This window comes from Burkholderia sp. CpTa8-5, assembly GCF_017815045.1.
Lineage (GTDB): Bacteria > Pseudomonadota > Gammaproteobacteria > Burkholderiales > Burkholderiaceae > Burkholderia > Burkholderia sola.
In genome coordinates, this window is record NZ_JAGIQD010000001.1 from 309,829 (window position 1) to 323,646 (window position 13,818).

Annotated in this window: 13 protein-coding genes; 5 read left to right on the forward strand and 8 right to left on the reverse strand. The window is 67.1% G+C overall.

Annotated elements, in window-relative coordinates; translation table 11 throughout:
• Window position 1: 1 nt before the first annotated feature.
• Both J8I35_RS01415 and J8I35_RS01420 read right to left on the reverse strand, forming a co-directional pair.
• The gene (locus tag J8I35_RS01415) at window positions 2-394 is read right to left on the reverse strand and encodes a VOC family protein (RefSeq protein ID WP_050015379.1); all 393 of its coding nucleotides are present in this window, start codon (window positions 392-394) and stop codon (window positions 2-4) included.
• A complete protein-coding gene (locus J8I35_RS01420) occupies window positions 391-1,341 on the reverse strand; it encodes a 2-dehydropantoate 2-reductase (protein WP_050015377.1) in 951 nt (316 codons plus the stop codon). The genes J8I35_RS01415 and J8I35_RS01420 overlap by 4 nt, the downstream gene beginning before the upstream one ends.
• A gap of 81 nt (window positions 1,342-1,422) precedes the next feature.
• Between J8I35_RS01420 and J8I35_RS01425 the strand changes: the two genes are divergently transcribed.
• On the forward strand, window positions 1,423-2,343 hold the full coding sequence (locus tag J8I35_RS01425; protein ID WP_124592796.1) for a LysR family transcriptional regulator: 921 nt from the start codon (window positions 1,423-1,425) through the stop codon (window positions 2,341-2,343).
• 163 nt (window positions 2,344-2,506) lie between these two features.
• Here the strand turns inward: J8I35_RS01425 and J8I35_RS01430 are convergent, their stop codons facing one another.
• On the reverse strand, window positions 2,507-3,088 hold the full coding sequence (locus tag J8I35_RS01430) for a TetR/AcrR family transcriptional regulator (protein WP_245170045.1): 582 nt from the start codon (window positions 3,086-3,088) through the stop codon (window positions 2,507-2,509).
• Window positions 3,089-3,343: 255 nt separating this feature from the next.
• Here J8I35_RS01430 and J8I35_RS01435 point away from each other — a divergent pair, with 255 nt between their 5' ends.
• Window positions 3,344-4,447, forward strand: coding sequence for an alpha/beta hydrolase (locus J8I35_RS01435; protein WP_209924489.1), 1,104 nt, complete (start codon window positions 3,344-3,346; stop codon window positions 4,445-4,447).
• Between the two features lie 52 nt (window positions 4,448-4,499).
• On the opposite strand, the gene J8I35_RS01440 is transcribed toward J8I35_RS01435, so the two are convergent.
• Entirely contained in the window at window positions 4,500-5,420 is a 921-nt protein-coding gene (locus J8I35_RS01440; protein ID WP_124630113.1) for a LysR family transcriptional regulator, read from the reverse strand.
• Window positions 5,421-5,532: 112 nt separating this feature from the next.
• Between J8I35_RS01440 and J8I35_RS01445 the strand changes: the two genes are divergently transcribed.
• Entirely contained in the window at window positions 5,533-6,147 is a 615-nt protein-coding gene (locus tag J8I35_RS01445) for an NIPSNAP family protein (RefSeq protein WP_209924268.1), read from the forward strand.
• Between the two features lie 38 nt (window positions 6,148-6,185).
• Here the strand turns inward: J8I35_RS01445 and J8I35_RS01450 are convergent, their stop codons facing one another.
• Entirely contained in the window at window positions 6,186-7,394 is a 1,209-nt protein-coding gene (locus J8I35_RS01450; protein ID WP_124630114.1) for an ATP-grasp domain-containing protein, read from the reverse strand.
• A gap of 37 nt (window positions 7,395-7,431) precedes the next feature.
• Window positions 7,432-8,376: a hypothetical protein gene (locus J8I35_RS01455; protein ID WP_124637515.1), complete on the reverse strand. Its 945-nt coding sequence runs from the start codon at window positions 8,374-8,376 to the stop codon at window positions 7,432-7,434.
• A gap of 164 nt (window positions 8,377-8,540) precedes the next feature.
• Here J8I35_RS01455 and J8I35_RS01460 point away from each other — a divergent pair, with 164 nt between their 5' ends.
• The gene (locus J8I35_RS01460) at window positions 8,541-9,416 is read left to right on the forward strand and encodes a LysR substrate-binding domain-containing protein (RefSeq protein WP_209924269.1); all 876 of its coding nucleotides are present in this window, start codon (window positions 8,541-8,543) and stop codon (window positions 9,414-9,416) included.
• 18 nt (window positions 9,417-9,434) lie between these two features.
• On the opposite strand, the gene J8I35_RS01465 is transcribed toward J8I35_RS01460, so the two are convergent.
• Window positions 9,435-10,703, reverse strand: a complete 1,269-nt coding sequence (locus J8I35_RS01465; RefSeq protein WP_050015362.1) for an ATP-grasp domain-containing protein — start codon at window positions 10,701-10,703, stop codon at window positions 9,435-9,437.
• A 53-nt stretch (window positions 10,704-10,756) separates the two neighbouring features.
• Window positions 10,757-12,199 (reverse strand): MFS transporter, encoded by a 1,443-nt coding sequence (locus tag J8I35_RS01470; RefSeq protein ID WP_209924270.1) that lies wholly within the window; start codon window positions 12,197-12,199, stop codon window positions 10,757-10,759.
• Window positions 12,200-12,603: 404 nt separating this feature from the next.
• On the opposite strand from J8I35_RS01470, the gene J8I35_RS01475 reads away from it, so the two are divergent.
• Window positions 12,604-13,725: a TauD/TfdA family dioxygenase gene (locus tag J8I35_RS01475; protein ID WP_124637519.1), complete on the forward strand. Its 1,122-nt coding sequence runs from the start codon at window positions 12,604-12,606 to the stop codon at window positions 13,723-13,725.
• Window positions 13,726-13,818: the final 93 nt, after the last annotated feature.

A 13,818-nucleotide genomic window follows, 5' to 3' on the forward strand; every position in this document is an offset into this window, starting at 1 on the left:
GTCATGCCTCCGCGCGCGGGTTGATCGCCAGCGCCTGCGCAACGCAGGAAGCCGGCCGCGCCTGAATCAGTTCGACGGCGAGCCCGTCGGGCAGGCGAATCCAGTTGCGCCCCTGCGGCATCTCCGTCACGTCGAATCGCTGCGCGGCGGCCAGCGCGGCCTCCAGGTCCTCGCACATCACGCCGAGATGGGCGAGCCGGCCTTCCGGGCCGTCATGTTCCGGCGCGTGGATGAACTGCAGGCCGCCGAGCGTCCAGTACTGCCGCGGTGCGTCGAGCGTGCCGTCCACTTCGCGCAGCGTCATGCCGAGCACGTCCTCGAAGAAACGGATGTGCCAGTGGATGTCCTTCACCCAGATCGCAACGTGTTCGAGATAGGCTTTCGTGGCGCTCATGCGGCTGCCTCCTCGCGTTGGCGATCGGCCATCGCGCGCTCCAATCCCTTGATGCAGGCGACGAGCGTGGCATTGACCGGCGTCGGCACGCCGTGGCGCTGCCCGGCACGCACGACCGAACCGTTGATGAAGTCGATCTCGGTGATCGAGCCTTTCTCCAGGCTTTGCAGCATCGACGTCTTGAAAGCGGCCGGCAGGCCCTCGGCGGCGAGCGTCCATGCCTGTTCGGGATCGGTCATCGACAGTTTCACGCCGGCCGCCTGCGCCGCCGCGATTGCCTCGGCGACCGCCGCGAGCGACGTCGCCTTCAGCAGCGGCTCGTCGTAGAGCTGCCCGTAGGTGAGGCCGGTCAGGCCCGTCAGCGCGCCCGTCGCGACATTCACCAGCAGCTTGTCCCACATCGTGCCGACGATGTTGTCGCTGATCGTCGTCGCGAGGCCGGCGGCATCGAACGCGGCGGCGATCGCCTGCACGCGCGGCGTGATGCGTCCGTCGAGTTCGCCGATGTACGTGTATTTGCCGATCACGCCGGATTCGATATGACCGGGCCCGCGCAGCACGCCGCCGACGTAGGTCTTGCCCGCGAGCACGCGCTCGCGGCCGACGGCGTCGCTCAGAATGTCCTCGTGGCCGAGGCCGTTCTGCAGTGACAGCACGACGCTATCGGGCCCGACCAGCGACAGCGCGCCGCGGATCGCCGCGTCGGTGTGGAACGACTTGACCAGCACCACGACCATGTCGGCCGTGCCGACTTCGGCAGCCTGTGTCGTCGCGTGCACGCGTACCTGCCGGGTGCCGCGCGCGTCGTCGACCCGCAGGCCGTCACGGCGCATCGCATCGACGTGCGCGGGCGAGCGGTCGATCAACCAGGTCTCGTGACCGCCTTCGGTGAGGGTGGCGCCGATCGCACAGCCCAGTGCGCCGGCTCCCAGAATCGCAATTTTCAATGCTGTCTCCTTGACGTATGGCCTCACGATAGGAGCCATCGCTCATGTCGACAATGCAATGGATACAATGGTGTCATTGCCCTGGACAATAATGAAACGATGCCCGCCGATCTGCCGGACCTGAAGCTGCTTCAGCTATTCGATCTCCTGTACGACGTGCGCAGCGTCACGCGCGTCGCCGAGCAACTTGGCCAGAGCCAGCCGACGGTCAGCATCTGGCTCGGGCACTTGCGGGAACATTTGCACGATCCACTCTTCATCCGCACGCCCGGCGGCATGGCGCCGACTCCTCAGGCCGACGCACTGATCGGGCCATGCCGGGAAATCCTCGAATCGCTGCGGCGCTTCACGGCGTGGGAGATCGCGTTCGACCCGGCGACCGCCCAGCGACGCTTTCGCATCTGCATGACCGACGCGAGCCACGTCACGCTGTTGCCGCGGCTGCTGGCCCATGTCCGCGCGCAGGCGCCGGGCGTCCGGCTCGAAGCCGCGCGGATCGACGGCAATACGGAGCGGGCGCTCGAATCCGGCGAAGCCGATCTCGCGATCGGCTACGTGCCGTGGCTGGGCGGTGGCATTTACCAGCAGAAGCTGTATGACCAGGACTGGATTTGTCTGGTGAATCGGCATCACCCGCGGATTCGCGGCCGGCTCGGGGTCAAGCAGTATCGGGCGGAAGGACATGTCGCCATCACGGCGGGAACCGGGGCGCAACTGCTCGAACAGGCGCTGCGGCAGGCGCGCATCGAGCGGGACGTGGTGCTGGAATTGCCGGGGTTTCTCGGGTTGGGGGCGATCGTCCAGACGACCGACCTGATCACGACGCTACCTCGTCATATCGGCGAGACGCTGGCGCAGGCCAACGATCTCGCGGTTCATGCATGCCCGATTCCGGTCGACGGCTTCGCGGTGCGGCAGCATTGGCACGCGCGCTATCACCACGAGGCCGGCAACCGGTGGCTGCGCGGCGTCGTGATTCGATTATTCGGTCATTCGCATTGATCTGCGGTTTCGGCGTTCGCGATGGACGCGGGAAGTCGCGGGGCTTTCGGGCGTTTCCAGTTTCGTGGTTTCGCGGATACCGAACCGGTGCGGCATCACGACAACGGGCAATGTCCCCGTGATGGGCGGAAGGCACGGCTCGTCACGACAACATCGGGGCGGATCACCCTTCGGCAGCACCCCACCCTTGGCCGCTGACGTCTGCCAGCGCGTCGAATACAGCCGGCGAGCGTTCCAGACGCGCGATCGTGCGGGCGCCCTCCAGCGCGGCGACCAACGCTGTCGCGGCTGACGATGCGCGCGCGGCAGCAAAACCGCATCCCCTGAAATGCGCCGCAATCACCTCGGTCGAATCGGCAAACCCGCGCGCGACCCGCTCGGTCAGCTCGGCGTCGAGCGCGGGCAGTTCGTTGGCGAGGTTTTGCATGAGGCACCCGTACTGGAAATCGGCGGCGACCATTTCGGCCGCAAACGTGCTGAAGAGCCGACGCACGAAATCCAGCGCATGACCGGTCGTTTCGGCCGAGATGTTCTGCAAGACGGCAATGCGATTCGTGACGTACTGATCGATTGCTTCTTCCGCGAGTTGGGCCTTGCCGCGTGGAAAGTGAAAGTAGAACGATCCCTTGGGCGCACCGCTTTCTTCGAGGATCTGGGTCAGTCCGGTCGCGGTGTAGCCCTGGATGCGAAACAGCCGTTCGGCCGTGGCAATCGCGCGAGCGCGAGCGTCAGTCTTGCGTGTCATGCCGGAAAAGTACCACGTTCGGCTTGACCCGGCTATGGCGATCGCCATACTATGGTGATCACCATATTCCGGGAGGCCACGATGCCCGTCGACAAGAGCAAGCCATCTGCGTCGAGACGAACCGTCCTGGCGATGGGCGCGGCCGGCCTGATTGCGGCTTTGTTTCGACCTGCCCGCGCAAACCCGACAGCAGAAGGGGATCCGACCATGCCGACCTACGCCGCAGGAACGCTTCCCAAAGGGGTGCGCTCGCGCATGATCCACGGGGTGAACGGCCTCGACGTCCATATTCTCGAGGCCGGTCATGAAAGCGCCGGCCGGCCGCTCGCGTTGCTTTTGCACGGCTTTCCGGATCTGGCCTACGGCTGGCGACATCTGATGCCCATCCTGGCCGACGCGGGATACCACGTCGTGGCGCCCGACCAGCGGGGGTTTGGGCGCACCACCGGCTGGGTGAACGACTATGACGCCCCGCTCGCGCCGTTCAGCTTGTTGAATATGACGCGCGACGCGCTCGGATTGGTTTCTGCGTTGGGGTATCGGCAGACGTCAATGCTGGTAGGACACGACCTCGGCTCGCCCGTGGCGGCGTATTGTGCGCTGGCGCGACCTGACGTCTTTCCGTCGGTGGTGTTGATGAGCGCACCGTTCCCCGGCCCGCCGGCGCTTCCGTTCGACACGGCGCGAAGCGAGACATCGTCGGCTCAACCGAGCAGTGACGGTCGGAAACTGGCGGCGGCGCTTGCCGCGCTCGATCCGCCGAGACAGTATTACCAGCAATACCTGTGCACCCGGAACGCCAACCGGGACATGTGGCACCCGCCCCAAGGTTTATCCGCGTTTCTTCGCGCATTCTTCCATGTCAAGAGTGCCGACTGGCCCGGAAACAAGCCGCATCCGCTCAAGGCGCTCACGGCCGCGGAGCTGGCGCAAATGCCCACGTACTACGTGATGGATCTCGGCAAGACGATGCCCGAAACCGTCGCGCCATTCCAGCCGTCCGCCGCCGAAACCCGTGCCTGCATATGGCTGACCGATGCGGAACTTGGCGTGTACACGGCGGAGTACGGCCGCACCGGATTTCAAGGCGCGCTTCAGGCTTATCGCGTGTTGTCCGATCCTGATCTGAACGCCGAGTTGCGCCTGTTTTCGGGCAAGACGATCGACGTCCCGTCGCTCTTCATTGGCGGCACGAGCGATTGGGGCACCTATTCGGCGCCGGGCGCGCTCGATCTGATGAGAACGAAGGCGACGACGAGCATGCGTGGCATCGAACTGATCGACGGCGCAGGCCACTGGATCCAGCAGGAGCAACCGGCCAGACTGGGCGAACGCTTGCTCGCTTTCGCGAAGGCGTGAAGCACGGGCGCGGTGGCATAGGGCTTTTTCGCGACCGGCGGCGGTAGCCGCATCAGGTCCGGGAGGCCGTTTCGGCGCCGAACCGGTCGACCACGAATTCCGTAAAGCTGCGAAGCTTCGATGATTTCTGCTTCTGTTGCGGATAAAGCAGATTCATCGACCGCTCGGGGGCGGCGAAGTCCGGCATGATCTCGACGAGGCGCGCCTTGCGAATGTCCTCGTGGATCAGCATCGAAGGCAGCATCGCGATACCCAGCCCGCTCAACGTCGCGCGGCGCAACGCTTCCGCGCTGTCGATTTTCAGTCGGCCGTCCACGCAGATGCTCATCGGCCCGTCCGGGCCTTCCAGCATCCAGCGGGATTGTGCCGCGTGCCATTCCGATCGGGGCGGATACGCATACGTCAGGCAGTGATGCTCGCGCAGCGCATGCGGCGTAGTCGGCGCGCCATGTTCGTGAACGTAAGCGGGCGACGCACACATCACCAGCCGATAGGGCGCTAGCGGACGCGCCACCACATCCGGATTGGCGAGCGCGCCGATGCGAATGGCGGCCTCGAAACCCTCGTCGAACAGATCGGCGAGCGAGTCGGTTGCGACGATATCGAGCCTGATCTCGGGGTAGCGCCGGTAATAGTCCGCGAGCGCGGGAATCAGGCACTCGTTCGTGAACACGACAGGCGCCGTCACGCGCAGACGCCCGCGTGGATGCTCGAGGTGATCGAGCGCAAGCTGTTCCGTGTCGTCGACCAGACCGAGGACTTCGACGCAGCGCTCGTAGTAAGCCTGGCCGAACGCGCTGACTTTCTGCTTACGCGTCGTGCGGTGAACGAGGACCGCGCCCAGCCGACTTTCCAGCGCCTGAAGGTAGTTGCCGACCATGGTCGGCGACAGATCGGACGCTTGCGCGGCGGCCGTCAGGCTGCCCGTTTCCACGATGCGGACGAATACGGCCATCGCCTTGAAGAGATCCATTGCGCAATGCTACTGGATTCTGTTTCAAGGTGCGGCGCGTTTATCAGCCACCGCTTTGGAAATACAGTGCAATGGAAATACATTGCGACAGGCGAGCGAAAGGAGGGCAGACATGCTGTATGAACTCACGACGTTGTCGTGTCCGCTTCTGGACCAAAATATCGTGTCCGGCCGTGCACATCGCTGGGTATCGGATGCCGACGCGCAAGGGCGGCTGCTTGGCGCATGGCGCACGGAAATTGGCGAGCTATCGCGGGTCGTCGTGCTGCGTGGCTTCGAGACGACGGACGAATTGCAGCATGAACGCAATCGGGCATTGAGCGCCGAGCAACCTTTCGGGATCGAAAGCGCGTCCGTTCGAGTGAGCATGGAAAGTTACGCACTTTTTCCTTTTCTACCCGATATCGAACCGGCGGTATTGGGCGAATTCTATGAGATTCGTTGCTACTGGCTGAAGGCCGGCGGTGTGGCGCCGACCATTTCCGCGTGGGAACGTGCGGTGGGCCCGGCCCAAGCCTATACGTCGCATCTCGTCTGCAACATGTACGCGCTCGACGGACCGCCGCGCATCACGCACATTTGGGGGTTCTCGAGTCTGGAAGAACGCATGGCGTTGAGAAAGCGGCACTACGCGGAGGGCCTGTGGCCGCCGGCAGGCGGGCCGGAACAGATCGAACGGGCGACGTCGACGATCGGCCTGCCGGAGGCGTGGTCGCCGTTGCATTGAATGCGCGGCCGGCGCAGGCAAACCGCGCTCCCCCGAAGTCAGGCTGACTCGGTAGTTGATTTCAATTCACCGCACTCAGCCGCCAAACCCACGTCGTGCGCTGAACCGTGCACCGCCGGCAACGCTACCCGCACATAAAGAAACGCACGCCGTTCACGATCGGGCAGCACCTGCGGTCCATAGCTGATCCTGACCGCGCCATCGTCGATCTCGCCGCCTTGCGCGAAACGCCACGCACGGGGATCGCTGTCGAGCAGGAATTCGGCGCGCGCATACGCGTGCGGCTCGAACAGCTCGGGGATCGTTACCGCGCGCCCATCGAGCTTGTCGAGCAACGCGTCGACCACGTTGAAGCCGTAGCCGTCGCGCACGATGTCGCAGATGAAGCTGCCCGCGATGCGCGGATTCAGCTCGATCACGTGCGGCACGCGGTCGTGCACGATGCAGTCGAGATGCACGGGCCCCCACGTGAGCCCGGCGGCGGCCGTCGCGCGCGTGCCGACGTCGATCAGCGCACGCAGCGTGTCGGCGTCGAGATCGAGCTCGGACGTATACCCGCGTTCGAGAAAACCCGCGCCATGCCGCTTCAGCTTGCGCAGCGCGCCGACGTAGCGGCCGTCGAAATACTCGACGCAGTATTCGCTGCCGTCCAGGAATTCCTCGATGACGATGCGTTCGGTCGCAAGCGACGGTGCATCGGCCTGTGCGGCAGCGAGCGCGTCGAGCTGCGCGCGCACGGCCGCGATGTCCTCGCAGCGGCGCACGCCGTCGCTCGCGGAGCCTTCCGACGGCTTGACGACGACCGGAAAGCGCAACGGCGCCGCGGCGGCCGCGAGCGCCGCCGGCGCGGCGAGCGTGCCCGCGACGAACTGGGCGGCCGGGATTCCGTGCGCGGCGAGCAGTGCCTTCTGGTTCGACTTCGACACCGCATGCGCGACGTGCCGCGCATCGGGGCCGGGCAGGCCGAGCGCATCGGCGACCCACGCGGCGGTGCGCGCATAGCTGTCGTGCGCGGTCGTCACGCGCAGCGTGTCGAGTTCGTCCGGAAAGCGGGCGCGCAGCCAGTCGACGAGCTGGCCGGCGTCGGGCGCGAGGTTGACCGTCTCGACGCCGTCGGGAAACACGCCATCGAGACGATGGCCGGGTGCGGTGATGACGGTCACGGCCACCTGGCGTGCGATGGCGGCGCGCACCAGTGCGACGCTGCTGCCGGTGGCGCGTGCGCCGATCAAGATGAGTCGCTTCATGATGAATCCTGGATCGAGGGCGGAAGAGGGATGCCGGCTAGCGTGCGCGCCGGCGCAGTCGCTGCGCTTCGAGGCGCGGCAGCAGATGCTGAACGACGCGCGGCAGCGTATAGATCGGCAGCTGCGCGCACGCGAACACGAGCGCCATGGTCGGCGTCGCGGCGAGCCCGAGCGCGGCCCACATCAGCCCGACGTTGCGATTCGCGACGATCAGCGCGACGTTCAGGCGCGTGCGGACGTCGCCGGGCGTGAGCCCGTACGCGACGATCTGGAAGCCCGCGTTGACGGCGAATGCGAGTGCGATCGCCGTCAACGCGCGGTGCGGTGCGTCGATGATCGACTGCTGCATGCCGGCCATCGTGCCGAGCGCGAATATCAGCAGCGCGACGACGACGGTTGCATCGATCGGCGTCGCATGGCGCGCGAGTCGCGCGCCTGCAAAGCGCCGCACGAGCAGCGCGACGCCCTCGGCGCTGCCGATCAGCAGCGCGAGCCGCAGCGCGAGGCTCGACGGCGAAATCGACACCACCGCGTCGTGGCTGAACCACGCGGTCAGCAACGGCGCGGTCAGCGGCACGAACACCATCGACGCGAGGGTCGCGACGAGCGCGACACTGGCGTCGAGCGACAGCATTCGCGCGATCGTCGACGTGCCGCTCGACGGCGGCGCGCAGTATGCGATCACCAGCGCGACGACCCAGTCGTACGGCAAACCCGCGAGCCGCGCGGCGATGCCGAGCGCGACCGGGCACGCGATCATCGTCACGGCGGGCAGCAGCAGCGACACGGCGGGTCGCCGTGCGACCGCGCGCACGGCGCTCGGCTCGACGCGCAGCAACGTGCCGAGCACGAACAGGAACACGGTAACGGGCATCAGCGGCCGTGCGAGATCCGCGAGCGGCGGTGCCAGCAACCCGAGGCCGACGCCGCACGCGAGCACGGTCGGGCCGCGCCGCACCAGCGCGGCGATCACTGCGCGCACGGACGAACCTCGGGCCGGCGGCGGACGGGAGTGAAGCCGAAGCAGGCAGCGGATGGCATGCGGATTCCTTGGAGAGGCGGCCGGCAGGGAATACCCGCTAGGCTAATCCCGATGATGAGCGAAGTAAAATGATATAAGATTAATCAGTAACAAGAGAAACTGATATGAACATCCCTCTGCTCGAAACTTTCCGGGCCGTCGTGCAGGAAGGCAGCGCGTTGCGTGCGGCCGAACGGCTCGGCTGTACGCAGTCGAACGTCACCGCGCGGCTGCGCCAGCTCGAAGAGTCGCTCGACGCGCTGCTGTTCGACCGGCACGGCAAGCGGCTGGTACTGAACGATGCCGGACGCCGGCTGATGCCGTATTGCGACCGCATCCTGCGCCTCGTCGACGAAGCGACGCAGGTGGTGCGCGAAACGCCGGTTGCCCGCAGTTTCCGGCTCGGCTCGATGGAAAGCACGGCCGCCACGCGGCTGCCGGCGCTGGCCGCCGCGCTGAAGGAGCGCGATCCGGCGCTCGGCCTCGCGGTGCAGATCGGCAGCGAGCCGGATCTGGCCGACGCGCTGCTGCGCGGCCGGCTCGACGCGGCGCTGACCGCACGCGCGGTGGTCCGGCCCGGGCTGCATTACGAGCCCGCGTTCGCGGAAGACATGGTGCTGGTGAGCGCGGCGACCGTCACGCGCCGGCAGCTGCTGGCCGACAACACGGTGCGCTTGCTCGCGTTTCACGACGGCTGTCCGTATCGCGCGGTCGCGGAGTACTGGTTGAAGGCGCGCGGCGTCGCGATCGAATCGGTGTCGTCGTTCGGCACGTTCGGCGCGATCCTCGGCTGCGTCGCGGCCGGGATGGGCGTCGCGATCCTGCCGAAACGGATCACGACCGAACACGTGGCGCGCAAGGAGCTGCGCACGCACGCATTCGACGATCTCGACAGCGTGACGACCTACCTCGTCACGCCCGACGAAGCGCCTGCGTTGCCCGAACTCGACGCGTTGCGCGCGGTGCTCGGCCGCCGGGCGGGTGCGCTGCTCGCGCGCTGACACACGCACGCCGCAGCCCTAGGCCGGCACGACCGCGCACTCATCCGCGAAGAAATCGGCCTCGATTTCGCGAATGCGCGCGCAGTCCTCGAGCAGTCGCTCGAACGTCGGGCTGTAGAGGCCGACCGTGCCGAGCGCCGTCTGCAGGTCGGTGGTCACGCGCAGCGTGTCGCCGACCTTGATCCACTGCTTGAGCCCGACGAACGACGGTAGCGCCTGGATCGCCTGCCACGTGAAATCCTGCCGCAGCACGCCGTTGCGCGACGAAAGCAGCAGCACGTGCCCGCAGTACCCGTGAAAATCCGTCGGCGTGGCGACGTCGCCGAACAGCCGCTCCGGATGCAGCACGGCTTCGACGGTGGCCGACACGTGATTCTCGCCGCTGACCGCGCTCGTCAGCCGCGGGTCGAGGCTGCCGTGCAGCCGTGCGTTCAGCTCGACGATCGTCGGGCCGTCGGCCGTATCGAACAGCTCCAGATGAGTCGGCCCGAAGCGCACGTCGAGCGCGTCGAGCACGTCGGCCGCGTAGTCGAGCAGCGGCGCGTAGCGCGGGTCGGCGTGGTTCAGCACCAGCATCTTGTCGAGCCGCGGCGCGTGCGTGCGGTCGCGATGCACTTCCCACAGGCTGACCACGCGATGGCGGCCCTCGAACGACACCGAATCGACGATGTATTCCTGCCCCTCCGAATAGCTCTGGATCACGATGTCGTCGTTCGGCTGGTTGTACAGCGAACGGGTGGCGAGCACGTCGCGCGCGGCGGCCTCGACCTGCGCGAGCGTCCGGCAGATCTTCACGCCGGCCACGCCCGCGCTGCGCGCCGGCTTCACGACGAGCGGCAAGGTACCGTGCGCGCGCGCCCAATCGAGCGCTTCGTCGACCGACGTGCTGTGGAAATGCGCGGGCGCGCGCAGCCCGGCCTGGCGAATGCGCTCGTTCATCGCGAACTTGTCGCGTCGCGCGGCGGAGGTCGCGAGCGGGTTGCGTGACGGCACGTCGAGCCGCTCGGCCAGCGTGTCGGCCAGCTCGAGCGCCGCGTCGAGACCGTGCAGCACCGCGCCGATCCGCAGGTCGCCCAGTTGCGCGAGCGTCGCGTCGATGTCGCCGCGATGCTGAACCTGCCTGATGTAGTCGGACGGCACGAACTGGTTTCGATAGATTGCCGGCAGATCGGGGTCGCTGATCACGTGCACGCAACGGATGCCGTAGGCGCGAAACGCGGGGGCCAGGTACGCGGCGGTCGACGCGCCGTCGACGATCAGGACGGTATCGATGAAGCGATGCTGCATGGATTCCTCGCTCGGATGGGGGATCGGTTGAAGGATGTCGTGCGGCAAGGTGCTCAGGCCCGCGTGCCGGCGTCGCGGGCGTCGCCGGGCCAGCGCACGGCGAGCACGACACAGACCGCGACGAGCGCGGCCGCGATGGCGAACGCGCGCGCCGCGCCGGCGACGATTGCCGCGCCCTGGCCGGCAACCAGCGCGCCGAGCGCGGCGACGCCGATCGCGGCGCCGACCTGGCGCGCGGTATTGAGAATCGCGGACGCGGTGGCCGAGCGGCCGGCCTCGACGCTGCCGAGCATCGTCGACGTCAGCGCGGGAATCGCGATGCCGCCGCCGATCGCCATCGCCGCGAGCCCCGGCGCCAGCAGCGCGTACGGCGTGTGCGCGGCGAGCGTTTGCCACAGCCACACGTAGCCGGCGAGCGATACGGCGAGGCCGACGATGACGGTCGCGCGAAACCCGTAGCGGACCGCGAGCCGTGCGCTCGTGATGTTGGCGAGCATGATGATCGTGAGCGGCGCGAGCGCGAGCCCCGATTCGGTCGCCGTGAAGCCGCGCGCGTTCTGGAAATAGAGGCTCAGCGAGAAGATCAGCCCGTAGAACGCCGCATTCGTGACCGCGCCGATCGCGAGCACGCCCGGCACGCGGGCGATCCGGAAGAACGCGAGCTGCAGCATCGGCGCGGCCACGCGTCGCTCGATCGCGACGAACCATGCGCCGAGCACGGCCGACGCGATCAGCGCGGCGGCCGCATACGGATCGCCGATGCCGTGCGCACCGGCCCGGATGATCCCGCCGGTCAGCAGCCCGAGCACGAGCACCGCGACGATCTGGCCGGCCGGATCGAACAGCCGCGTGCGCGCGGCGGCCGAATCCTGCACGTGACGCAGCGTGAGCCATAGCCCGAGCGCGCAGATCGGCAGGTTGATGAAGAAGATCGCGCGCCAGCCGAGCGAATCGATCAGCAGGCCGCCGAGTGTCGGCCCGGCCGCGCTGATCGCGCCGCCCGTCGCGCTCCACCACGCGACGGCTTTGACGCGCGCGGCGGCATCGTCGGCGCACGCATGCGTGATCAGCGCGAGCGACGTGGGCAGGATCATCGCGGCGCCGACGCCTTGCGCGACGCGTGCGGCGACCAGCGCGGCCAGCGACGGCGCGAGCGCGCAGCCGAGCGACGCGAGCAGGAACAGCGCGAGACCGTGTGCGAACAGCCGGCGGCTGCCGAAGCGGTCGGCCAGCGTGCCGGACGTCAGCAGCAGCGCGGCGAACGACAGCGTGTACGCATCGACGATCCACTGCAGCCCGTGGACGCTCGATCCGAATGCGTGGCCGAGGCTCGGAATCGCGACGTTGACGACGGTCACGTCGAGCTGGACGATCGCGAAGCCGAGGCTCGCGGCCGCGACGGTCGGGAAGATCGCGCGTAGCGACGTGCGGGGCGGAGTCGCGGCGGCGGTCGGCGCGCGCTCGACGTGCTCGAGTGCCGGGGCACGGTCGCTCATCGCGGCTCCCACGGCAGATGGGGCGTGCGGGACATAGGGCACAACAGGCGGTATCGAGTCATCTGGCGGGTTCCCGTAGGGAGATGAACGGAGCCGGCTTCTCGTCGGGAGCCGGCCGCATCGTCGAATCCGACAGAAAACTAGCATCAACCCGTTAGCGAATACAAATAATAAGCAACGATTTTTTAACAAGTATTCCTGTTAAAGGACGGCGCATACGACGTGAACCGGTTCCGTCCGCATTGCTGAACTTATATCGATAATTTTTGTTTGCAATCGCATTAATATCATTTCGCAATGCAATGACGGTCTCCTAGTCTTGTCGAGCGCTTCGCACCGAGGACGGCGGGGCGCGGCGGCGATGCCACGCCGCTCTTCGAACCAGATCTTTATACGAGAGACTTATGACCTATCTCGCAGATGAACGTATTGCTTTGACCGCAGCGGAATCCGCTCACATCCGCAAGACGCTCGGCGCGCTGGATTACGACCCGGCCGGCGGCGCGGGCTATATCAGCGCAGTCCGCAAGCTGGCCTACAACGCGTTTCCCGACCGGATCGTCGACGCATTCGATCGGGCGAAGGCGCCGACCGCGGACGCGCACGGCTCGATCGAGATCGACAACCTGCCGATCGACGACGGGGTGACGGGCAGCCCGCGGTTCGAGGAAACCGGCCGCTCGTTCAAGGCCGGCGTGCTGAGCGAGAACGTGCTGGTCGCGTTGAGCACGCTGGCCGGCGAGCCGTACTCGATCGCGCACGAAGGCCGCGAGCTGGTGAACAACCTGACGCCGCACAAGGCGACCGCGCGCGACTACACGGGCCTCGGCTCGGAGGTCGAGCTGGACTTCCATATCGAGAACGCCGCGCAGGCGCACATGCCGGAAGGCGACACGTCGCCGTTCGCGCTGCTGCTGCTCGGCGTGCGCAGCGAGGCCGGCGGCGGCCCGTACACGCGGCTCGCCGATGCGCGCCGCGCGCTGCAACTGCTGTCGCCGGACGATATCGCGCAACTCTACGGCGAGCACTACATCATTCGCGTGCCGTACCGGTGGCGCGGCGCCGCGCCTACGCCGCGCGACAACACCGACCTGAGCGCCGTGCTGTCGGGGCCGCTCGAGGCGCCGCGCGTGACGGTCGCGTTCTATCCGGACATGGTGCTGGCGGTCAACGCGCGCGCGCAGGAAGCGCTCGCCAACCTGTATCGCGCGGTGCGCGAGGTGTCGTTCGGCGTGCAGGTGTCGCCGGGCAAGCTGGTGCTGATCAACAACCACTTCACGCTGCATTCGCGCGACCGCTTCGATCCGCAGTACGACGAGAACGACCGCGCGTTCCGCTGGGTGCAGCGCGTGTTCGTCGCGCGCAGCCTGTGGAACTTCCGCGCGTTCACGTCGCTGCAAGCGCGTGTGTTCGATCCGAAGGCGGTGTATGCGGGCGAGTCGGCGCACGCGAGGCGTCCGTCGCCCGTCGTGCAACCGGCGACGCAGCGTGCGGCCTCGGTCGAACTCGAAGCGACGCCTGCGTGATCGACCCGGCGGGGCAGCGACTGGCGCCGAACGTTGCCAGCCCGCTGCCCGCGCTCGCTCCCAGCATCCTCGAATAAAAACAGGAATCCACAA